Below are 21,021 nucleotides of genomic sequence, written 5' to 3' on the forward strand. Positions count from 1 at the left end.
TTACTGCGCTTGTACCCGCAGCTCAGCTGCGGAACGACTACGGTGACCCAACAATGCTTTGACATCACTGGACTTAGGTTTTACCAGGGCAAATTTAGATGCCCATTGCGGCCAGTTCGCCAAAATCTCTTCACCACGGGCCGATGCGGTCAACTGAACGTGTTCGGTGATCAAACCGCGCAGATGTTCCTCATGGATGGCCAGCTCTTCAACACCGAGCACTTCAACCAGTTCCGGGTTAACACGTTTGCGGAATTCGCCATCTTCATCGAGTACGTAGGCGAAACCACCTGTCATACCTGCACCAAAGTTGACGCCGGTCCGGCCCAGTACGCAGACGATACCGCCGGTCATGTACTCACAACCGTTGTCGCCTATGCCTTCCACCACAGTGATAGCGCCGGAGTTACGCACTGCGAAGCGTTCACCCGCACGGCCAGCAGCAAACAACTTGCCGCCGGTAGCACCGTACAGACAGGTATTACCGATGATGCTGGCTTCGTGGCTAAGAAAGGCGGAACCGATCGGTGGACGAATAGCAATACGTCCACCTGCCATGCCTTTGCCAACGTAGTCGTTGGCATCGCCAGTCAGCATAAGATCCACACCACCGGCATTCCAGACGCCGAAGCTCTGGCCAGCAGTACCACTGAAGTTAATACGCACGGGGTCAGCAGCCATGCCCTGATCGCCGTGTTTCTCAGCGATAGCGCCGGACAACAGTGCACCAACCGAGCGATCCGTGTTGCGAATATCGAAGAAGAACGATTTGCTCTGTTTCGACTCAATATGCGGAGCCGCCTGATCCAGAATATTTTTGTTGAGCAGGCCTTTATCGAACGGCGGATTGTTCTCAGTGCAGTACACGGCTTTACCTGGATGCGGTGTGGCGGTCGCCAGCAGTGCTGAGAGGTCGAGCTTGTTTTGCTTAGCGGTGAAGCCATCCAGTTCAAGCAGCAGGTCAGTACGGCCAATCAGGTCAACCAGGTGGCTTATACCGAGTTCCGCCATGATTTCACGGGTTTCCTGTGCGATAAACTTAAAGTAGTTGGTCACACGTTCTGGCAAGCCATGGTAATGGTTACGGCGCAGTTTTTCATCCTGAGTCGCCACACCGGTGGCGCAGTTATTCAGGTGGCAAATACGCAAGTATTTACAACCCAACGCGACCATCGGTCCTGTACCAAAACCGAAGCTTTCCGCACCCAAAATTGCCGCTTTGATAATGTCAGCACCCGTTTTCAGGCCGCCATCTACCTGCAGGCGAATTTTGTGCCGCAAACCATTGGCCACCAACGCCTGCTGTGTTTCCACCAGACCGAGTTCCCACGGACAGCCAGCGTACTTGACCGATGACAGTGGGCTTGCGCCAGTACCGCCATCGTAACCGGCGATGGTAATGAGATCGGCATAGGCTTTCGCTACGCCGGTGGCGATGGTACCTACGCCTGGTTCCGAAACCAGCTTCACTGAGATCATGGCTTTCGGATTGACCTGTTTCAGGTCAAAAATTAGCTGAGCCAGATCTTCGATAGAATAAATGTCATGGTGCGGCGGCGGTGAAATCAGGGTCACACCCGGCACGGAATAACGCAGTTTCGCGATGTATGGCGTGACTTTGTCGCCCGGCAGTTGACCGCCTTCGCCTGGTTTAGCACCCTGCGCCACTTTGATCTGAATTACGTCAGCATTCACCAGATAAGCCGGAGTTACACCGAAACGACCGGAGGCGACCTGTTTGATGCGTGAGACCTTATTGGTGCCGTAACGCGCAGGATCTTCGCCGCCTTCACCGGAGTTAGAACGCCCGCCGATGCTGTTCATCGCTTCTGCCAGAGACTCATGGGCTTCAGGGCTAAGAGCACCGATAGACATCGCCGCGGTATCGAAACGTGTGAACAGGCCTTCGGCTGGTTCAACCTGATCAACCGGGATCGGCTGACCTTGCGGCGTGATCTGCAGCAGATCGCGCAGCGCTGCAACCGGACGTTCGTTCACCAGTTTGGCATATTGCTGATAGTCGCTGTACTCGCCGCTTTTTACAGCAGCCTGCAGGGTATTCACCACGTCCGGATTGTAAGCGTGATATTCACCGCCGTAGACGAATTTCAGCAGACCACCCTGATCTAAGGTCTTGCGTTTCAGCCAGGCGCGTTTGGAGAGGTTTTGTAGGTCTTGCTCGAAGTCGTTGTAGCTTGCGCCACCAATACGGCTGACCACGCCCTGGAAGCAGGTGTTGCACAATTCTTTGTGTAGACCAACCGCTTCAAATAACTGAGAGCAACGATAAGACGCCACGGTTGAAATGCCCATTTTGGACATGATTTTATACAGACCCTTGTTGATGCCGTTGCGGTAGTTCAGCATCACTTCACGGTATTTCTTGTCTATAACCCGAGCGTCGACCAGCTTGGCCAGCGTTTCGTAAGCCAGATACGGATAAACAGCGGTGGCACCGAAACCGATCAGCACGGCGAAGTGGTGTGGGTCACGCGCACTGGCGGTTTCAACAATAATGTTGGCGTCACAACGCAGGTTTTTCTCAACCAGACGGCGTTGCAGCGCACCGACTGCCATTGGCGCAGGCAGTGGCAGTCGATTTGGCGCGATGTTGCGGTCCGAAAGCACCAACAGCACAGCACCATCACGGGCTTTCTGCTCACCTTCGTCGCACAATTTGGCAACGAACGTTTCCATATCCTGCTCGGCCGGGTCGTACGTCAGATCCAGCGTCTCGGCGCGATAGTATTTACTGTCCAGCGTGGTGAGCTGTTTGAAGTCAGACCACAACAAGATTGGTGACTTAAAGCTCAGGCGGTGTGCCTGACCTTCGGCCTCGCAGAATACGTTCATCTCACGACCAATGCTGGTCGCCAGTGACATGACATGGGCTTCACGCAGCGGATCGATTGGCGGGTTCGTCACCTGTGCAAACTGCTGGCGGAAATAATCATAGATAATACGTGGACGGCTGGAGAGCACGGCGAATGGGGTATCGTCGCCCATAGAGCCGACGGCTTCCTGGCCATTTTCTCCCAGAACCTGCAGGATCTGGTCCAGTTCTTCGCTGCTGTAGCCGAACTGCTTCTGGAAGGTTTCCAGTGCACTGTCGTCCAGTTCGCGGCTGCCAACCTGATCTTCAGGCAGGTCTTCGAACGGCACCAAGCGCTGAACGTTTTTTTCCATCCACTCTTTGTACGGATGACGGCCTTTAAGATCGTTGTCAGTTTCCGCAGAGTGATGAATTTTACCACTGCGCGTGTCGATCACCATCAACTCGCCAGGACCGACACGACCTTTCTCTACCACTTCGTCCGGCTGATAGTCCCAGATCCCAACTTCAGAGGCGCAGGTGATCAGCTTGTCTTTGGTGATGACATAGCGCGCAGGGCGCAGGCCGTTACGATCGAGGTTACAGGCGGCATAGCGACCGTCTGACATCACGATACCGGCCGGGCCGTCCCATGGCTCCATGTGCATGGAGTTAAAGTCGAAGAAGGCCCGCAGATCGTTATCCATATCAGGGTTCTGCTGCCAGGCTGGCGGAACCAGCAAACGCATGGCGCGCAGTAAATCCATACCGCCTGCCAGGAAGAGCTCCAACATGTTGTCCAGCGAGCTGGAGTCCGAACCGGTTTCATTGACGAACGGCGCGGCATCCTGCAGATCGGGGATCAGCGGCGTTTTAAATTTATAGCCACGGGCACGCGCCCACTGACGGTTACCGGCGATGGTATTGATTTCACCGTTGTGCGCCAGATAGCGGAACGGCTGAGCCAGCGGCCAGCGTGGCACGGTATTGGTAGAGAAGCGCTGGTGGAACAAACAGATAGCTGATTCCAGACGCAGGTCTGCCAGATCAAGATAGAAACGCGGCAGATCGGCTGGCATACACAAGCCTTTATAAATCGTCACCACGTTGGAGAAACTACAAACGTAGAACTCTTTATTGGTAATGCGCTTTTCAATACGACGGCGCGCCATATAGAGGCGTCGTTCCATATCACGCGGGCGCCAGCCGGCCGGCGCATTAACAAAAATTTGCTCGATGCGGGGCAGGGAGGAAAGGGCAATTTCGCCGAGAACGTCAGGGTTTGTCGGCACGTCGCGCCAGCCGACCACGGACAGCGTTTCGTTTTGAAGTTCTTCCTCAACAATGCGGCGGCTCGCGGCAGCTTCTTCTTCATCTTTACTGAGGAATATCATGCCAACGGCGTAATTTTTGGCCAGACGCCAGCCGCGTTCTTCGGCAACCATGCGGAAAAAGCGGTCGGGTTTTTGTAACAGCAGGCCACAACCGTCGCCGGTCTTGCCGTCAGCAAGAATAGCACCACGGTGTTGCATACGAGCCAGTGCGTGAATTGCTGTACGCACGACCTTATGGCTAGGTTCGCCTTCTATGTGGGCGATCAGGCCGAAACCACAGTTGTCCCTCTCAAGGGATTTATCGTACAACATATTCGTGAACCTCCCCAGGCTCTGCGAGACTCTCACACCTATTGCGAGGGGGCTTTTAGACAGGGATGGCTCACATTTTCGCGCACTCTTTCGGTGCGTTGAATGCCTGAGTTTCCCGGTCAAAGGCCCCTCGTGACGGTTCTCACAAGTGGTGGTTGACTTGTTTTTATGAGGGAGTCTTCAATTACTGCATAAATATGACGAGTGGTACACCCGTCGAGATTGCTTCCAGCGGACTTCCAACTTAGCGAGAAAGCACAGGCAGGTCAAATTCGGATTTAAGTGAGAATGAAAACCTCATAAGTGAAGTTAAGTTTTTGATAAGTTAAGGTTTTATGGTGTTTTTTAACCCCTGAATTCAATAAGGTTTGTACCCTGAAGTGTGAGCTGTCTCACTGTCCAGAAGGCACGCTAACTGTACAGCGTGCTGGAAGTGGTAATTATTGCAGTGTTTTATACTGCAAAAGTGCTACTGCATGTGCTTTGTGACTATTTTTAATCAGACAGTAATAATGCACGAAAAGGACCGCGATAATAAGAATTATTCATATCAGCTCAAATGACTTTATTTGCAGTAATAGTGAATATTTATTCTTTTTGACGCCAGAGGAATGACGGGTTCTTTTTCCGGGGATGGGCGTAAAGCCTGAAATGATTGGGGTCTTGTTAAATAAAACCGCTCGGTATCAATAATATCCGGTTGATGGCTAGTCAATATCTGCACGCAATTATGCCTTAATGCACCACCCTAAGCCCCGCAACCGTGCAGGTCACTAAGCCGATCACAATGTGGGGGTTCCACGCCAATCACCGTCTTATATCGGGCTTATCTGAACGTATAAATGGGGTATCATTCGAACGTCTTATTCTTAAGGGAATTGTTATGAAGCAAGTCCGGGTGTTAGCTCAGTATTACGTTGATCTGATGGTCAAACTGGGATTAGTCCGTTTTTCTTTGCTGCTGGCCTCCGCGCTGGTGGTATTGGCGATGATTGTCCAGATGGCCGTGACCTTGTTGCTACACGGTAAGGTTGAGAGCATCGATGTGGTCCGCTCGATCTTCTTCGGTTTGCTGATAACGCCATGGGCAGTCTATTTCCTTTCGGTCGTCGTGGAACAACTTGAAGAATCCCGTCAGCGTTTGTCGCGCCTGGTGGATAAGCTCGAAGAGATGCGCCATCGCGACCTCGAACTGAATCAGCAGTTGAAAGACAATATTACACAGCTGAACCAGGAAATTGCCGACCGTGTTAAAGCCGAAGAAGCGCGCCTTGCCGTGGTGGATAAACTCAAACTGGAAATGCATCATCGCGAACAGGCTCAAATTGAGCTGAGTCAGCAATCAGCCTTGCTGCGGTCTTTCCTTGATGCCTCGCCGGACCTGGTTTATTACCGTAACGAAGATAAAGAATTTTCCGGCTGTAACCGCGCGATGGAACTGCTGACCGGTAAAAGTGAAAAACAACTGGTGGGTTTGACGCCTAATGACGTCTACAGTCCGGACATCGCCGAAAAGGTGGTGGAAACTGATGAGAAAGTGTTTCGCCACAACGTTTCGCTGACCTATGAACAGTGGCTGGTGTATCCCGATGGGCGCAAAGCCTGCTTCGAACTGCGTAAAGTGCCTTTTTATGACCGCATCGGGAAGCGTCACGGGTTGATGGGGTTCGGGCGCGATATTACGGAGCGTAAGCGCTACCAGGACGCACTGGAGAATGCCAGCAGGGAAAAGACTACCTTTATCTCAACGATCAGCCATGAGCTGCGTACACCGCTTAACGGCATTGTCGGCCTTAGCCGGATTTTGCTCGATACACATCTCAACGCTGAGCAGCACAATTATCTGAAAACTATTCATGTCAGTGCCATCACGCTGGGCAATATTTTTAACGACATTATTGAAATGGATAAACTTGAGCGCCGCAAAATGCAGCTTGATATCCAGGAGGTCGATTTCACCGGTTTCCTCTCCGATTTGGAAAACCTTTCCGGCTTGCTGGTTCAGCCCAAAGGGCTGAAGTTTGTGATGCAACCCGATTTACCGCTGCCGCATAACATCATGACGGATGGCACGCGCCTGCGGCAGATTCTGTGGAACCTGATTGGTAATGCGGTGAAATTTACGCGCGAAGGGGAAATCGTGGTGCGCGTTCATCACGACGGCGGCGAATTGCTGCGGTTCGAGGTTCAGGATTCTGGAATGGGTATTCCGCAAGATGAACAGGACAAAATTTTCGCCATGTATTACCAGGTGAAGGATCAAAACGGCGGTAAACCGGCGACTGGCACGGGGATCGGGCTGGCTGTATCCAAACGTTTGGCGCAGAGCATGGGCGGCGACATCACGGTATGCAGTGAGCAGGGCAAAGGCTCATGCTTCACCCTGACGGTCAAGGCGGCGATATTGGATGAGCCGCTCAGCGAAAGAGATGAAGAACTGCTTTTACCTGCGTTGAACGTGCTGCTGGTGGAAGATATAGAACTGAACGTGATCGTTGCGCGATCGGTGCTGGAAAAACTGGGCAACAGCGTGGAAGTGGCAATGAACGGCCATGATGCACTGGCTATGTTTGACCCGGATGAGTTTGATTTGGTGCTGCTTGATATTCAACTGCCCGATATGACCGGTTTGGATATTGCCCGTAAGTTACGTCATGACTACGCCGGGCGGCATCTGCCGCCACTGGTAGCGCTTACCGCCAATGTACTGAAAGATAAAAAAGAGTATCTCGATGCCGGTATGGACGATGTGCTGAGCAAGCCGCTGTCCGTTGCTGCGCTGACCGCGATGATCCAGCAGTTCTGGGATCATCAGCCAGACGCTTCCGTAATGGAAAAGGAACCCGTAGTGATGAAAGACAGCGACACTTTACTCGATACTGCCATGTTGGAGCAGTACATCGATCTGGTTGGCCCGCAGTTGATTTACCAGAGCGCTGACATGTTTGAAAAAATGATGCCAGATTATCTGGCCGTGCTCGATTCCAACATGATTGCCCGCGACCAGACAGGTATTGCCGAAGAGGGTCATAAAATCAAAGGAGCAGCAGGGTCGGTTGGCTTGAAACATCTGCAACAGTTGGCACAACAAATTCAGACCCCAACGCTGCCAGCATGGTGGGACAATGTTCAGGAATGGATTGATGAGTTGAAGCTGGAGTGGCGTAACGATGTGCAGATTTTACGTGAATGGACAGCAAACGCTGGAAAAAAATAACCCCAGCCGAGGCCGGGGTGCGCGAATACTGCGCCAACACCAGGGAAATCGTTAACCCGCGACAATTATAAGGGTTCTGGTTTCGCAAGCTTTGGTAATTCTGCCGTAAAGTCTAATACATCTTGTAGGAACCAACATAACAAATATAAGCGAAACTGTTACAAGATTCATTAAAAACTGTGATGTAGCTTAGTCTTTGTCTATACAAAACTTCAAGCCTTTATCGCAGTAAATTTTGGAGAATATGAATGAAGCCTGTTGGCGTTGTGCTCTGCGGCGATGATTTTTCCGGTAGAACAGAGTTTCAGGAGACTTTTTTGGTCATTTCCGCCTTGAAGAAACAGGGTGTAGAAAGCCAATGCATTGTCATTGATGAGTCTCAACATCATGTAATAAAAGAGTTATTTATAAAAAAAGAAAAAGAGGGGATTCTCACGGCAACAGAATCTTCTTTTTTGTCCTTAAGTGAAATCATATCTCTTAAGGAATCGGTTCCTGAGAACTTTAGTGCTCTTATTTTTCCGGGAGGTTTTGGCACAATCCGTCGATTAACGACGCTGGAGACTGATGGTAGCGATTACACGATCGATGAGGAATTATTCACATTAGCGCAAGAAACACATAAGCAAGGCAAACCATTAGGGTTCATCAGTCAGGCCGGAGTCTTGGCTCCTAAACTTGTCGGCACGGAAGTGCGTATCACCTTAGGTACTGATGTGGATCGTGCGGAACTCCTTGATGCCATTGGTGCCGAACCGGTTTCCTGCCCGGCAGATGATATTGTTGTCAATTTAGAAATGAAGATTGTTAGCACTCCTGGTTTGCTGGCGGAAGAGTCAGACCGTAAAGCCGCTGTGGGGATTGATAAGCTGGTCAGATGTGTTATGGAATGGAGCAAATGAGTAAATCGTCAGCAACTGTCCTGTTAAGGACGCCGTTAAAATGGCTAAAACGCCTTGTAATACTGTTCATGGGCTTATGGGTGGCGGGTATTCTGCTGTTCTCTTTTCTGCCAGTACCCTTTTCTGCAGTGATGGTGGAGCGGCAAATTTCTGCCTGGATGAGCGGCAATTTCAGTTACATTTCCCATTCTACCTGGGTACCGATGAATGAAATTTCCTCGCCTATGGCGCTGGCAGTCATGGCCGCCGAAGACCAGAAATTCCCCGAGCACTGGGGGTTTGATGTCGAAGCTATTCAGTCAGTGCTGGAAAAAAGTGATAAAGATGATGCGCGAGTTCGCGGTGCTTCGACACTTTCTCAGCAAACCGTCAAGAATCTGTTCCTATGGGATGGCCGCAGCTGGGTGCGAAAAGGGCTGGAGGCCGGGCTGACCGTTGGCATTGAAACAGTCTGGAGCAAGCGCCGGATTCTGACGGTGTACCTGAATATCGTGGAGTTTGGTGACGGTATTTTCGGCGTAGAGCAGGCTGCGCAGCACTTTTTCCATAAACCTGCCAGCAAGCTTACTGCTTCTCAGGCTGCGCTTCTGGCAGCAGTTTTGCCCAACCCCCATCTTTTCAAAGTCGATTCACCCTCAGCTTATGTGCTGCGTCGTCAGCAGTGGATCTTGCGCCAGATGAGCCAACTGGGTGGTGAGGCATTTCTCGCCGAACACAAGCTAAGGTAGCCTTCCTGCCTGAATGCATAAAAAAGGGCCCAGCATACGATACTGAGCCCCTTCACTACTTTTAATACCCCTTACTTAACGTAGGTAAAGGCCGTAGTGACATGTTTCACACCGCTGACGCCGGCAGCGATGCTCGCTGCTGACTTGCCTTCTTCCTGAGTCACCAGACCCAGCAAGAACACTTCGCCATTTTCGGTGGTCACTTTCACGTTGGAAGATTTCACTGAATCACTGGTGAGGATCTGTGAACGGACCTTGGTGGTGATCCAGGTATCCAGTGATGCGGTCCCCATGCTGACCGGTTTACCGGTGCGGATCTCGTTATATACATCGCTTGCGCCATCTACGCCCATGGTGATCTGTTTAGCGCGGGTTGCCATATCTGGCGTTGGGGCCTGACCGGTTAACAGGACTTTACCCTGATAGGCGGTCGCCACAATTCTGGCTTCATCCTTGAGTTGCTTGTCTTTACTGATCGCATTGCTCACACGCGCCTCTAGCGTGCTGTCATCAACCTGAGTGCCTACTGAGCGTGGATCGGTGGTGGTCTTGGTCGCAACACCGGCAACGCCAACGACAGCGGCGGCCACGCAGCCTTGTAACAGAAGGGCGCTTAACAATACTGCAAAGAGAGGACTTGCCTTCATTGGAACTCCTTAATCGTCCTGGTGTGGGAACAGCGTGTTATCAATCAGGTCACAGAGACAGTTCACTGTGAGCATATGCATTTCCTGAATACGTGCGCTGCGATGGGACGGAATACGTATCTCAACGTCGTGGGGCCCCAGTAAACCAGCTAGCTCACCGCCGTCATACCCCGTGAGAGCAACGATATTCATATCGCGGGTCACTGCGGCCTCAACCGCTTTGACAATATCACGGCTATTACCACGGGTGGAAATGGCTAATAAAACGTCACCTGCCTGACCCAGCGCCCGTACCTGTTTGGCGTAGATCTCTTCGTGCAGACGATCGTTGGCAATAGCGGTCAGCAGAATGTTATCTGCACATAGTGAGATTGCAGGAAGGCTCGGACGTTCAGTTTCAAAACGATTAATCAGACTGGCGGAAAAATGTTGGGCATTTGCCGCAGAGGTGCCGTTACCGCAGCAGAGTATTTTATTGCCGTTAAGCAGCGATTGCACCAGCGTCATTGCTGCGCGGGAAATGGCATCAGGCAGAGCTTCTGCAGCGGCAATCTGGGTTTGAATACTTTCAGTAAAGCAGGCTTTGATTCTATCCAGCACGTGATTTAGTCCAGTCAGTAAAATGTCGGCTGCGCGGTCGGGCAGGCCGTCAGTCTCAAAACAACCTCAATCCGCATTGAAAGCATCCGTCAGCCATTCTATCTGGCTACCCGTGATGGCTAAAATATCAAAACGGCAAGATGATGTGTCAAAGCTTGCGTTTCTTCCAGCAAGCCAGAAAGAGGCGGCCTGTAACAACCGCTTCTGTTTTTGATGCGTCACGCTGGCCGCTGCGCCACCAAACAATGCATTGCAACGGTAGCGGACTTCAACAAACACCCAGGTTTGTTTATCGCGCATGATCAGGTCAATTTCACCCCGCCGGCACGCCACGTTAGCAGCGACGAAAATCAGCCCTGCCTTCTCAAGATAGCGTCTGGCAAAGGCTTCATAGTTTGCGCCACGCTCGCGGGTGGTCTTGAACATCAGTACATCCTTGTCAGTGTAAACTCCGGCAATCCAATGCCTGAGTGAAATTGTCAGCGTTACCTTAAACCGGTACTTTTATGAAGAAACCGGCACCAGTGAGCCCTGACGGTACTGCAGCCATGGCAACTTACGATGGATAACGCAGTTCTCGTTGGCGCTGAGTTGACCGGTCTTCCCGGAAACCTGGAAGCCGGGTATTTGACGCATTTGTGAGAAGTGATTAGCCAGATCCCATGCATCAATTCCCATGGCGTAGAGACGAACCAGCGAATAGTCATTTTTAAACTGACTGGTGGCCTGCTGCATCAATACCGGATTGTTACCTGCCAGCAGAGGAATATCGCTGAACTGTACGCCTTCCATTTCCAGTCGGTAGTCGGGACCGGCACCCGCCTGATAGCTGCGTGAGCTGGCATAAACAGCGGGCTTATTACGGCCACTGACCGCCAGATCAATCATCGGCTTAATCAGCGTGAGCTCATCCTGCGTTGCGACGATATACACCGAATCAATATTGCCGGAGACGCCACCGCTGGTGGCCTGCACAATTTGACTATCGCTTGGTGGTGCCGGAATGGTTATCCCGCCAATGGTCACACCTTGCTGGGCCGGAGCGGCGGTTTGCGCGCTGCTGGACACCGGTGTACCCGTCAGTCGGATACCGCTGCGAATGGTCGATTTAAGTTCAGAATAGGAACCAAGACCCTGTTTCAAAACCGTCTGGCCACCCTGTTTTTGCCATTCATCGGCAAAGGCTTGTGCGATACGGTCACCGAAGCTGCCGCGAGGCACCAGGAGTAATGGCATCTGACGATGCTGCGCCCACATGTGGCGTGCTGCATCTTGTGCTTCATCTTCCGGCGAGAGCGCAAAGTAACAGATATTGGGACTGCTTTTCTCTGTTTCTGGCTGATTCAGTGCTAAAACGTTCAACGGTGTCTGGGTTGAGCCGAGTTCAGTCACCTTATCTTTCAGTAGCGGGCCGACAACGATGGTTGCGCCATCTTGCTGTGCCTGAGCCAACAAGACCTGCAATGGTTGATTGCTGGTGTCATAAACTTTCACCTGCGCATTGACTGGCGTTGCGCTGACCGTGGGAACCGCCGCAGCCGCCGTTGGCGTACCCTGCGCTGTAGTGGTGTCCGGAGCCGATGGGCTAACGGTTGCATTCGGATCGGTCTGCGGCGCGGCGGTGTTCGGATCAACCGGTGCCTGTTGTGGTGCTGGCTGGCTTGGTAAGCCGTTCATAGCCGCATTAAAGCCTTGCTGAATAGCGTTACCGTAAACCTGCGCCGCACCGCTCATCGGCAGGAACAGGGCGATTTTCTCGGTAGAAGAAGGCTGGAAGTTGAGGACGCTGTTAAGTTGAGTCGGCAAGGTTTTGGCCGCCGGGTTAACCGGGTAACGGCGCTGCCAGTCTTTGATACCGGCTTTCAACAGATCGGGATCCTGCTTATTACTCTGCCAGACGCTGAGCAGATCCAACCAACCTTGCAACGTATTTTCATTAGCATTGATAGTAATAGCGCTGAGATCCTGCTGCGTCATTTGCGTCAGCGCACTCCAGGTCGCATCGATATTGTCCTGATGCGGTTTACCCTGTAGCAAAGGTTCCTGAGCAATATACGCGCGCAGCAATTCGAGACTGGTGCGGCCTTGGCTGGCATCGATTTGTGTCTGATAGAAACGGGCTTTCTGGGCGTCATTTAAATTAGCCGGATCAAGCTTGCTTAGCGTAGTTGCCGCTGCCGGGTAGTTTTGCTGAGCTATCTGAACTTCGGCACTGACCAGTTGTTGCTCCTGAGCTTGTACCGCACTCAGATTTTGCGGCAATTGCGACAGCTGATTGGCAGCCTGAGGCACTTTCCCTTCGCGCAACAGGGCACGAACTGCAAGTAATTGCCAGTCAGCCTTGGTATCATCACCGCTTTGCTGGGCTTGCTGCAGATAATAGTCTGAGCTGCCAGTTGCTTTGGCCTGAAGGGTTTCCTTCGGCGTTTGCGGAGCCTGGCTCGAACAACTGGCGAGAAGTATCGCCACAATAACGGCAGGGATTAAACGTCCCGTGCGGGTACGAAAAGTAGTTGAGGAAGGCATTCAGTTTCCAGTGATGTTTTTTTCAAGATGCTCAATATTAAATCGGCAATCCGGATGAAACAATGAATCAACACGATCAAGCAGATATTTCTGCATCAACGCTGTACATCGTACCGACTCCGATCGGCAATTTAGGGGACATTACCCAACGTGCATTGGCCGTGCTGAACAGCGTCGATTTGATTGCGGCGGAGGATACTCGCCATACCGGATTACTGCTGCACCATTTTGGTATCAGCGCCAAAATGTACCCGTTGCATGACCATAATGAGCAGCAAAAAGCTGAGCATTTATTATCAAAACTCCAGGAAGGTCAAAGTATTGCGCTGGTTTCGGATGCTGGGACACCGCTCATCAATGATCCTGGTTACCATCTGGTCCGTTGCTGCCGTGAAGCCGGTATCCGCGTAGTGCCTTTACCCGGTGCTTGCGCAGCAATTACGGCGCTTTCGGCCGCGGGTTTGCCGTCAGATCGCTTCTGCTACGAAGGTTTTCTGCCGGCTAAAACTAAATCGCGAAAAGATACCTTTCAGGCGCTGATTGAAGAGCCTCGTACGCTAATTTTCTATGAATCTACACATCGTCTGCTCGACAGCCTGCAGGATATGGTCGAAGTTTGGGGGCCAAATCGCTATGTTGTGCTGGCTCGCGAGTTGACCAAAACCTGGGAAAATATCCGTGGCGACGCGGTAGGCGCATTATTGGCCTGGGTGCTGGAAGATGAAACCCGCAAACGCGGCGAAATGGTACTGATTGTCGAAGGTCATAAAGTCGATACAGAAGCCTTGCCGGCGGAGGCTTTAAGAACGTTGGCTTTGCTGCAAAAAGAGTTGCCCCTGAAAAAAGCCGCTGCGCTGGCCGCTGAAATCCACAATGTGAAGAAGAATGCGTTGTATAAATACGCACTCGACCAGCAAGAGGGTGACAAGTAGGGCGGAATACCCTATTATCCGCCGCGGAGTTGACTAGACAGTCGCCGCTTCGTTGCCGTCCCTTTCGGGGGAGACAGATGAAGGGGAGGAAAGTCCGGGCTCCATAGGGCAGGGTGCCAGGTAACGCCTGGGAAGCGCGAGCTTACGACAAGTGCAACAGAGAGCAAACCGCCGATGGCCCACGTAAGTGGGATCAGGTAAGGGTGAAAGGGTGCGGTAAGAGCGCACCGCGCGGCTGGCAACAGTTCGTGGCATGGTAAACTCCACCCGGAGCAAGGCCAAATAGGGGTTCACATGGTACGGCCCGTACTGAACCCGGGTAGGCTGCTTGAGCCAGTGAGCGATTGCTGGCCTAGAGGAATGACTGTCCACGACAGAACCCGGCTTAACGGTCAACTCCAACTATAAAAGAAACCCCGTGCAGAGCAATCTGCGCGGGGTTTTGTCTTTTCAGAAGCTTATAAGAGGAATGACTGTCCACGACCCTTTTCACAAAAAGAAAGCGGCTTAACGATCAACTCCAACTATAAAAGAAACCCCGCGCAGAGCAATCTGTGCGGGGTTTTGTCTTTTCTGCGGTGGTCTATTTTCAGACCGGCAGGTCAATCAGCAGTGCCCGTAACGGGGTGCTGGCGGTTATTGTGACGTGGGGTTCGAGGTGAATGAAAGCTCCATCACCGCACACCAGGCGCTGTGTATCCTGACTTTCCATTCCGAGGGCGTTGACCTGGCCGTGGATGGATTGCAAATACGCACGCGGTCCCCGGATCGGCAGGGTGATCTGTTCACCTGCCGGTAAATCCAGATGGTGGATCCACACTTGTTGGCGCAACTGCAGACTGCCATTTTTTCCGTCCGGCGATGCCAGCAAAAGATACGACGTGTTGCCTATTTTGATCCGTTGGACCAACGGATTCTCCTGCTCCGGGCAGGCATCAAGCCACAGTTGCATTCGGGTCAGCGGCTGCGTCAGGCTAAGGTTCAACTCGCTGTAACTGACATTGGACTGCGTAGACAGCAGCGTGGCCTCACCGGCCCTTACGCGAACGCTGTTGCCTTCGCTATCGCGATATTCGGCCTCACCCTGTAAGACCAGATTCAAAACATCTACGCGCGGGTAGGTGCGCGGCTGGAAGCTGGCACCCGGTGCCAGCACTTCCTGGTTTAGCACCCGCAGCGAGGCATAACCCATCAGTTTCGGATCAAAATAGTGTCCGAATGAAAAGGTATAGCGCGCCTTCAGCCAACCAAAGTCAGCTGTGCCGCACTCTTCTGCTGTTCTGCTCTTAATCATGGCGGTCTGGCTCAGTGAAAAAAATCGATAGATAAAGGGTAAGCGTCTGGACGCACGATTGTTAGCCAGTTAATCTGGTCGCCATATTCAAATTTCCTGACAGAGAATTCCATGGCTAAGGATCGTGCACTAACACTTGAAGCATTACGAGTCATGGATGCCATTGATCGTCGTGGCAGTTTCGCCGCCGCGGCAGATGAGCTTGGCCGCGTGCCTTCGGCATTGAGCTACACCATGCAGAAGCTGGAAGATGAGCTCGACGTTGTGCTGTTTGACCGTTCAGGTCATCGGACAAAATTCACCAATGTTGGGCGTATGCTGCTGGAGCGCGGCCGTGTTCTGCTCGAAGCGGCTGACAAACTCACCGTCGATGCCGAAGCGCTGGCTCGTGGGTGGGAAACCCAGATCACTATCGTTTGCGAAGCGTTAGCACCAGCCACACAGCTTTTCCCACTGATCGAAAAACTGGCGCTGAAAGCCAATACGCAGGTATCGCTGATCACTGAAGTACTGGCGGGCGCATGGGAGCGTCTGGAACAAGGTCGGGCTGATATCGTGATTGCCCCGGATATGCATTTCCGCTCTTCGTCTGAAATCAACAGCCGTAAGCTCTATAAACTGGTGAGTATTTACGTTGCCGCGCCGGATCACCCTATTCATCTGGAGGCTGAACCTTTATCTGAGGTTAGCCGGGTAAAATACCGTGGCATCGCCGTGGCGGACACAGCCCGCGAACGTCCCGTACTTACTGTACAGCTTCTCGACAAGCAACAACGTCTCACCGTCAGCACACTTGAAGAAAAACGCCAAGCGCTGCTGGCAGGGTTAGGCGTCGCGACCATGCCGTATCCGATGGTCGAGCAGGATATCGCTGAAGGCCGCCTGCGGGTGGTGAGTGCAGAGTACAAGCATGAATCGGATATTATTATGGCGTGGCGTCGGGACAGCATGGGCGAAGCGAAAGCCTGGTTCCTGCGTGAAATTGCTAAGTTACTGGTAACGCGTGAAGTGAAGTAATTTTGTCTTAACTCACAAAGCCCATACCCGATTCCGGCCTTCCCCTTGTGAGAAAGGGGAAGGAGAAAATCAAAAGCGTGTATCGCGGTTGTGTGGGGAATCTAAATCCTGTGCTGGTCCAGTTGAGATGATCCCATACGGATTAATGGTCGCGTGGCTGCGATAATAATGGTTGCGGATATGCGCGAAATCCACGGTTTCAGCAATGCCTGGCATTTGGTAAATATCACGCAGGAAGCCGTACAGATTAGGGTAATCACTGATACGGTGACGGTCGCATTTGAAATGCGTAACGTAAACCGCATCAAATCTCACCAGCGTAGTCCACAGGCGTAAATCGGCTTCGGTCAGATGATCACCGGTCAGAAAACGCTGTTTCTCAAGAATGCCTTCAGCCTTATCCAACGCGGCAAACACGCCGTTCACTGCTTCGTCATAAGCTTGCTGGCTGGTGGCAAAGCCGGCCTTGTAGACACCGTTGTTAATCTGCGGATAAACCCACTCGTTTACGTCATCAATCACTGCACGCTGTTGCTGTGGGTAATAATCGCCTGCGCGTGCGCCCTGGGCATCAAACGCACTGTTAAACATGCGGATAATGTCTGCCGACTCATTGCTAACAATAGTCTGCTGCTGTTTGTCCCACAAAATAGGTACGGTCACACGGCCGGTGTAATCGTTCTGCGCCCGCAAATAGATCTCGTAGGCATAGTTCAGGTGATATAAGTCGTCGCCGGTGGCAGCAGGAAAATCAGTACCGAAGGTCCAGCCATTTTCAAGCATCAGTGGGTGCACCACCGATACGGGAATCATCTTCTCCAGCCCTTTCAGAGCACGCATCACCAGCGTGCGGTGCGCCCAGGGGCAGGCCAGCGAAACATACAGATGATAGCGGTCTTTCTCGGCGGCAAACCCGCCGACGCCGTGTTCGCCAGGCGCGCCATCAGGCGTTATCCAGTGACGAAACTGTGCCGCTGAACGTTTGAAATGCCCGCCAGTAGACTTGGTGTCGTACCAGATGTTTTGCCAGATGCCGTCAACCAGTTGTCCCATGATGTGTACCTTCAATTTTGGTGGTCTTTAGGAAATAAAAAAGGGCGAGGTGAATAATCACATCGCCCAAAATCTTATTCAGTATAGCAGTCGATTCCCGCTGCTGGTGTTTACCAGTTTTTCTTAATCAGGCGGTCGATGCTGAATGCCCCTGGGCCAGCGACGAACAGAGCCATGAATCCACCCGCGATAGACAAGTTTTTCATGAACATCATCTGGTTTATAGCGACGGCGAAATCAGTGTGGAAAATAAGCGCGGTCAGAATGGTAAACACGGCTGTGATGATCGCAGTAGTGCGGGTCAGGAAGCCGAACAAAATGGCCAGGCCGCCGCCGAATTCCAGCAAGATGGTCAGTGGCAAGAAGAAGCTAGGTACGCCCATCGATGTCATATAACCGGCAGTGGCAGTGTAACCGTTAATTTTCCCCCAGCCTGCTGCGATAAATAGAATCGGCATTAAAATACGCGCAATCAGCAGGACGGTGTTATTTACCTTGTTCATCTTCGACTCCGGGAAAGTGTCGCCCAAATGGGCGAAAAAATAGTAACGGTACGTTTGGGTATTATCCCCATGCGTTACCGCAGTCAGGTTGATGGCGAGATAGTAAGTCGAAAGTTGTGACGTTGTTAGCAAGTAAAACTGTCTATTAACATCAAATAAATTGAACGGGTAGCAAGCGACACATTTAAACCTGAGAGCGTAAGAAAGGAAGAAGCCAGACTGAAGGAACAGCCTGGCTTCTTTTATCAATTTTTTAAAAAGGGGAAAAATCGATTTTAAGTCTTTTTATTCAGTCGGTTATGAAAGTTAAGGCTTCATAAATTGACGGCGAAAAAGCTGTACTGTACCCCAGATGCCAAACGCGCGACGCGACCAGCGAACAACGCTGCTCGGGTGGCGAATGCCGTATATTGCCAACACGCTGGAGCCAAGCACCAAGTACTTCCGCATATCAATAAACTTTACCCAGCCGCGATCCACTTTCGCTATGGTTTCAAGCCACTCGAGACGCCCGCTGGCCAGTTCGGCACGTTGACGGTCGATCTTACGCAGCAGTTTTATCTTTTCGATAACGCGGTCAGGCGTGCTCATTCGTCATCCTTTTCCAGCAATGCGCGGTCGGTATCGAGATGCTTGCGCGTCATGCTCAATAACGTTGAACGTTTCGCCTTAGCCAGCGTCCACACACCCAGAACCACCGCCAGGAATAACAGCACTCCGGTGGTGGTTCCCATTGCCATCAATCTGTAAGCCGGGTCGATTGCCCAGAACAGCACAACCAACAAACTCATCAAACCGAACGCTGTGAAAATAAGGGTGATGCCAGCCATGAGCAGAAGTTGGAAAATATTGGCCTTTTCCTCTTCCAGCTCAATGACTGCCAACCTGACACGCGTTTCAACAATCCCCACCAGAATGGTGACGATGCGTTGAGCCGTGTCCAGGATCCCTTTGCCCGGTCCTTGTGGCGGCGCTTTTAAGTGTTCAGCCATAATTAGCGGCGAGCTAACAGGACGCCAATCACGACGCCGACTGCAGCACCAATACCAACGCCGGTCCAGGGTTTATCATGAACATAATCGTCAGCGCGGCCTGCGATTTCTTTTGAGTGATGTGCGAGTTTGTCGCCGGTATCACTCAGGCGTGAACGGGTATCTTTCAGCAGGCTTTCTGCTTTACCGCGCAACTTATCAAGTTCAGCTTTGGGTTTGTCAGTAGAAGTGTGAAGGACTTCTTCCAGCGTATCTGCCAATGATTTAAGTTCTGCGCGCAGATGCTCTGATGTGGTGTTATTAGCCATGTGTAATTCACTCCATACGTTAACTGATGCGAACTTTTAACATAGCGGATATCTGGCTGATCGCAACTATGAATAGGCGGATAACGATTCAGCAAGGGGTAAAAAACCCAAAAAAATCTGCTATGTACCGGTAAAAAATTTGTACTCACACAAAGGGTTTATTTGCCTTGTGCTTCTCGTAATTCAGACTGGGCCTGTTCGAGTTTTTTCTGTTTTTGGGCGATTTTATTATTATCACCCTTTGTCTGAGCTTCTTTCAGCTCATCTTTACGTTCCTGAACTTTTTGCTTTTTTTCGGCGACGTGGCGCGCATTATCAGCCTTCAGCCCTGCATCAGTACAATGCGCTTTGCTTTCGCTAAGGGCTTTCTGTAATCCGTTGATCTGATTTTTATTATTATGCTGGTAAGCATAATCAAGCTGAGTTTGAATTTCCTGCTGTTTAGTCACACAACTTTCGGGTTGCGGGGCAGCAAAAGCGGCGCTGGATAACACCAGAACAGGGAACGCGATAAGTGTGGATAAGCGCAATTTCATTGTGGTCTTCCTTAGTCATTATGAAACGCGGTGGCGTTTCTTCCATAAAGCGCCTTGCGTGACGCATACAATTTTTGAATATTTCAGATGAAATTATAACAGCTAATATTAGAAGCGCTTAAGGGAGGATTCCGAAAGGGTGTAGGGTGTTAACCCAGCTTCAGCTGATCGCTGGGGATTTTTTGCCGCCAAAGATGTTGCTTTGGTGGCTCACAACGTTTGATTGAGAAGCCCATGGGTAAAATGTCCAGCAAGGCTTGCTCTGCCAGAATGCGCTGCTCGCTGGAATCCAGCGCCACAATCAGACCATCTTCTACCGGCGTAATACTTTGAATGCGGATACCGCGCAGATTAAGACTCTGGTAGACATAAAAACCATCCGGCATGGTCACGCCCGCACGGGCAGGGCTTATTTGTAAGGCATTACTCGAAGAGGGCATGCGTGAGAAAGCGAAGCCTACGATCGTTGCAACCAGTAGTAGAATCAGCAATGCGACTGGCCACACTATTGAGCGTTTTATCGATATGATTCTCACGGCGCTTTGTTGCCTTTTTTCAGACGGTCAGCTTGCTTCTTACGCCACAGCAACAGAAGTGAGCCGCCTAAACCGCCGACCAACAGCACCAGCGGTAACAGCATCAGGCAGTTCATCAACTGGTCTTCGTATTTCAGGAACAACGGCGTTTTACCGAGGAAGTAGCCGAGGGTGGTTAGAATCAACACCCACAACAGACCACTTACCCAGTTAAAAAACTGGAAGCGCATGTTGTTCAGGCCGGACAACCCGGCGATGGTCGGCAGTAATGTGCGGACAAACGCCAGAAAACGGCCCACCAGCAGGGCTGAAAGGCCATGTTTATGGAAGAGGTTGTGGGCGCGTTCATGATACTGCACGGGAAGATGGGCCAGCCAGCCCTGCACTATTCGGGTATTCCCCAGCCATTTCCCCTGAATGTAACTTAACCAGCAGCCCAGGCTGGCTGCGGTCGTCAGCAGGAAAATGGTCAGCGGGAAGTTCATCGCATCTTTTGCGATCAGGACACCAACCAGAATCAACAGGCTGTCACCGGGAAGAAAAGCCGCAGGGAGCAGGCCATTCTCCAAAAAAATAATAAGAAATAGAAGGATATACAGTGTCCAGACCATCGAGGGGTTGGCCAGTGTTTCGTAATCTTGTTGCCAGAGGGCATCGATGAGCGAACTAATGATTTCCATGTACTTTCGTGAAACTCCGTAGTTTTCAGTTAATCGACCGAATCAATGCGGAACAGTGCAGCTCAACGCAGAATAACCAGGCCGACAAGTAC

Annotated in this window: 19 protein-coding genes and 1 other RNA gene; 6 read left to right on the top strand and 14 right to left on the bottom strand. The window is 51.6% G+C overall.

Annotated features, from left to right (window positions below; all coding sequences use genetic code 11):
• Positions 1 to 4,458 carry a glutamate synthase large subunit gene (gene gltB / locus ACMV8I_RS13100; RefSeq protein WP_498865649.1) on the bottom strand — a complete coding sequence of 1,486 codons (4,458 nt, stop codon included), beginning with the start codon at positions 4,456 to 4,458 and terminating at the stop codon, positions 1 to 3.
• Between the two features lie 883 nt (positions 4,459 to 5,341).
• Between gltB and arcB the strand changes: the two genes are divergently transcribed.
• The 3 genes from arcB (at position 5,342) to mtgA (ending at position 9,305) form a co-directional block, all read left to right on the top strand.
• Complete coding sequence (gene arcB / locus ACMV8I_RS13105; protein ID WP_498865650.1) at positions 5,342 to 7,675, top strand: aerobic respiration two-component sensor histidine kinase ArcB; 2,334 nt, start codon at positions 5,342 to 5,344, stop codon at positions 7,673 to 7,675.
• Between the two features lie 248 nt (positions 7,676 to 7,923).
• Positions 7,924 to 8,577 carry a type 1 glutamine amidotransferase family protein gene (locus ACMV8I_RS13110; RefSeq protein ID WP_498865651.1) on the top strand — a complete coding sequence of 218 codons (654 nt, stop codon included), beginning with the start codon at positions 7,924 to 7,926 and terminating at the stop codon, positions 8,575 to 8,577.
• Positions 8,574 to 9,305 carry a monofunctional biosynthetic peptidoglycan transglycosylase gene (gene mtgA, locus ACMV8I_RS13115; protein ID WP_498865652.1) on the top strand — a complete coding sequence of 244 codons (732 nt, stop codon included), beginning with the start codon at positions 8,574 to 8,576 and terminating at the stop codon, positions 9,303 to 9,305. The genes ACMV8I_RS13110 and mtgA overlap by 4 nt, the downstream gene beginning before the upstream one ends.
• A gap of 71 nt (positions 9,306 to 9,376) precedes the next feature.
• Here the strand turns inward: mtgA and dolP are convergent, their stop codons facing one another.
• The 4 genes from dolP to ACMV8I_RS13135 all read right to left on the bottom strand — a co-directional run bounded on the left by dolP (position 9,377) and on the right by ACMV8I_RS13135 (position 13,078).
• Positions 9,377 to 9,952 carry a division/outer membrane stress-associated lipid-binding lipoprotein gene (gene dolP, locus ACMV8I_RS13120; RefSeq protein ID WP_498865653.1) on the bottom strand — a complete coding sequence of 192 codons (576 nt, stop codon included), beginning with the start codon at positions 9,950 to 9,952 and terminating at the stop codon, positions 9,377 to 9,379.
• Between the two features lie 9 nt (positions 9,953 to 9,961).
• On the bottom strand, positions 9,962 to 10,552 hold the full coding sequence (gene diaA / locus ACMV8I_RS13125; RefSeq protein WP_498865654.1) for a DnaA initiator-associating protein DiaA: 591 nt from the start codon (positions 10,550 to 10,552) through the stop codon (positions 9,962 to 9,964).
• A 66-nt stretch (positions 10,553 to 10,618) separates the two neighbouring features.
• A complete protein-coding gene (locus ACMV8I_RS13130) occupies positions 10,619 to 10,978 on the bottom strand; it encodes a YraN family protein (protein ID WP_498865655.1) in 360 nt (119 codons plus the stop codon).
• 78 nt (positions 10,979 to 11,056) lie between these two features.
• The gene (locus ACMV8I_RS13135; RefSeq protein ID WP_498865656.1) at positions 11,057 to 13,078 is read right to left on the bottom strand and encodes a penicillin-binding protein activator; all 2,022 of its coding nucleotides are present in this window, start codon (positions 13,076 to 13,078) and stop codon (positions 11,057 to 11,059) included.
• A gap of 62 nt (positions 13,079 to 13,140) precedes the next feature.
• Here ACMV8I_RS13135 and rsmI point away from each other — a divergent pair, with 62 nt between their 5' ends.
• The gene (rsmI, locus tag ACMV8I_RS13140; protein WP_498865657.1) at positions 13,141 to 14,010 is read left to right on the top strand and encodes a 16S rRNA (cytidine(1402)-2'-O)-methyltransferase; all 870 of its coding nucleotides are present in this window, start codon (positions 13,141 to 13,143) and stop codon (positions 14,008 to 14,010) included.
• 25 nt (positions 14,011 to 14,035) lie between these two features.
• An RNA gene (rnpB, locus tag ACMV8I_RS13145) (RNase P RNA component class A) lies at positions 14,036 to 14,414 on the top strand.
• Positions 14,415 to 14,599: 185 nt separating this feature from the next.
• Here the strand turns inward: rnpB and ACMV8I_RS13150 are convergent.
• On the bottom strand, positions 14,600 to 15,304 hold the full coding sequence (locus tag ACMV8I_RS13150; RefSeq protein WP_498865658.1) for a pirin family protein: 705 nt from the start codon (positions 15,302 to 15,304) through the stop codon (positions 14,600 to 14,602).
• A 111-nt stretch (positions 15,305 to 15,415) separates the two neighbouring features.
• Here ACMV8I_RS13150 and ACMV8I_RS13155 point away from each other — a divergent pair, with 111 nt between their 5' ends.
• Complete coding sequence (locus ACMV8I_RS13155) at positions 15,416 to 16,321, top strand: LysR family transcriptional regulator (protein WP_498865659.1); 906 nt, start codon at positions 15,416 to 15,418, stop codon at positions 16,319 to 16,321.
• A gap of 69 nt (positions 16,322 to 16,390) precedes the next feature.
• On the opposite strand, the gene ACMV8I_RS13160 is transcribed toward ACMV8I_RS13155, so the two are convergent.
• From ACMV8I_RS13160 to ACMV8I_RS13195, 8 genes are all read right to left on the bottom strand, one after another.
• The gene (locus ACMV8I_RS13160) at positions 16,391 to 17,374 is read right to left on the bottom strand and encodes a glutathione S-transferase family protein (RefSeq protein ID WP_498865660.1); all 984 of its coding nucleotides are present in this window, start codon (positions 17,372 to 17,374) and stop codon (positions 16,391 to 16,393) included.
• A 110-nt stretch (positions 17,375 to 17,484) separates the two neighbouring features.
• Positions 17,485 to 17,877 (bottom strand): DoxX family protein, encoded by a 393-nt coding sequence (locus ACMV8I_RS13165; protein ID WP_498865661.1) that lies wholly within the window; start codon positions 17,875 to 17,877, stop codon positions 17,485 to 17,487.
• A gap of 306 nt (positions 17,878 to 18,183) precedes the next feature.
• Positions 18,184 to 18,468, bottom strand: coding sequence for a YqjK-like family protein (locus ACMV8I_RS13170; RefSeq protein ID WP_498865662.1), 285 nt, complete (start codon positions 18,466 to 18,468; stop codon positions 18,184 to 18,186).
• On the bottom strand, positions 18,465 to 18,869 hold the full coding sequence (locus ACMV8I_RS13175) for a phage holin family protein (protein WP_498865663.1): 405 nt from the start codon (positions 18,867 to 18,869) through the stop codon (positions 18,465 to 18,467). The genes ACMV8I_RS13170 and ACMV8I_RS13175 overlap by 4 nt, the downstream gene beginning before the upstream one ends.
• 2 nt (positions 18,870 to 18,871) lie before the next feature.
• The gene (locus ACMV8I_RS13180) at positions 18,872 to 19,177 is read right to left on the bottom strand and encodes an ElaB/YgaM/YqjD family protein (protein ID WP_463737943.1); all 306 of its coding nucleotides are present in this window, start codon (positions 19,175 to 19,177) and stop codon (positions 18,872 to 18,874) included.
• Positions 19,178 to 19,335: 158 nt separating this feature from the next.
• Entirely contained in the window at positions 19,336 to 19,713 is a 378-nt protein-coding gene (locus tag ACMV8I_RS13185; RefSeq protein ID WP_498865664.1) for a DUF1090 domain-containing protein, read from the bottom strand.
• A 149-nt stretch (positions 19,714 to 19,862) separates the two neighbouring features.
• A complete protein-coding gene (gene mzrA, locus ACMV8I_RS13190) occupies positions 19,863 to 20,249 on the bottom strand; it encodes an EnvZ/OmpR regulon moderator MzrA (RefSeq protein WP_498865665.1) in 387 nt (128 codons plus the stop codon).
• Positions 20,246 to 20,929 carry a DedA family protein gene (locus ACMV8I_RS13195; RefSeq protein WP_498865666.1) on the bottom strand — a complete coding sequence of 228 codons (684 nt, stop codon included), beginning with the start codon at positions 20,927 to 20,929 and terminating at the stop codon, positions 20,246 to 20,248. Before ACMV8I_RS13195 ends, mzrA begins: the two co-directional genes overlap by 4 nt.
• Between the last annotated feature and the right edge of the window lie 92 nt (positions 20,930 to 21,021).

The organism is Ewingella sp. S1.OA.A_B6, assembly GCF_049889095.1.
Lineage (GTDB): Bacteria > Pseudomonadota > Gammaproteobacteria > Enterobacterales > Enterobacteriaceae > Ewingella.

What these genes read in the sequence shown, in the direction of transcription:
- ACMV8I_RS13150 (WP_498865658.1), bottom strand. Translation starts at nt 15,304, where the DNA reads ATGATTAAGAGCAGAACAGCAGAAGAGTGCGGCACAGCTGACTTTGGT.
- ACMV8I_RS13135 (WP_498865656.1), bottom strand. Translation starts at nt 13,078, where the DNA reads ATGCCTTCCTCAACTACTTTTCGTACCCGCACGGGACGTTTAATCCCT.
- ACMV8I_RS13165 (WP_498865661.1), bottom strand. Translation starts at nt 17,877, where the DNA reads ATGAACAAGGTAAATAACACCGTCCTGCTGATTGCGCGTATTTTAATG.
- ACMV8I_RS13170 (WP_498865662.1), bottom strand. Translation starts at nt 18,468, where the DNA reads ATGAGCACGCCTGACCGCGTTATCGAAAAGATAAAACTGCTGCGTAAG.
- ACMV8I_RS13110 (WP_498865651.1), top strand. Translation starts at nt 7,924, where the DNA reads ATGAAGCCTGTTGGCGTTGTGCTCTGCGGCGATGATTTTTCCGGTAGA.
- ACMV8I_RS13180 (WP_463737943.1), bottom strand. Translation starts at nt 19,177, where the DNA reads ATGGCTAATAACACCACATCAGAGCATCTGCGCGCAGAACTTAAATCA.
- ACMV8I_RS13160 (WP_498865660.1), bottom strand. Translation starts at nt 17,374, where the DNA reads ATGGGACAACTGGTTGACGGCATCTGGCAAAACATCTGGTACGACACC.
- ACMV8I_RS13130 (WP_498865655.1), bottom strand. Translation starts at nt 10,978, where the DNA reads ATGTTCAAGACCACCCGCGAGCGTGGCGCAAACTATGAAGCCTTTGCC.
- mtgA (WP_498865652.1), top strand. Translation starts at nt 8,574, where the DNA reads ATGAGTAAATCGTCAGCAACTGTCCTGTTAAGGACGCCGTTAAAATGG.
- ACMV8I_RS13175 (WP_498865663.1), bottom strand. Translation starts at nt 18,869, where the DNA reads ATGGCTGAACACTTAAAAGCGCCGCCACAAGGACCGGGCAAAGGGATC.
- rsmI (WP_498865657.1), top strand. Translation starts at nt 13,141, where the DNA reads ATGAATCAACACGATCAAGCAGATATTTCTGCATCAACGCTGTACATC.
- ACMV8I_RS13155 (WP_498865659.1), top strand. Translation starts at nt 15,416, where the DNA reads ATGGCTAAGGATCGTGCACTAACACTTGAAGCATTACGAGTCATGGAT.
- dolP (WP_498865653.1), bottom strand. Translation starts at nt 9,952, where the DNA reads ATGAAGGCAAGTCCTCTCTTTGCAGTATTGTTAAGCGCCCTTCTGTTA.
- ACMV8I_RS13185 (WP_498865664.1), bottom strand. Translation starts at nt 19,713, where the DNA reads ATGAAATTGCGCTTATCCACACTTATCGCGTTCCCTGTTCTGGTGTTA.
- ACMV8I_RS13195 (WP_498865666.1), bottom strand. Translation starts at nt 20,929, where the DNA reads ATGGAAATCATTAGTTCGCTCATCGATGCCCTCTGGCAACAAGATTAC.
- gltB (WP_498865649.1), bottom strand. Translation starts at nt 4,458, where the DNA reads ATGTTGTACGATAAATCCCTTGAGAGGGACAACTGTGGTTTCGGCCTG.
- arcB (WP_498865650.1), top strand. Translation starts at nt 5,342, where the DNA reads ATGAAGCAAGTCCGGGTGTTAGCTCAGTATTACGTTGATCTGATGGTC.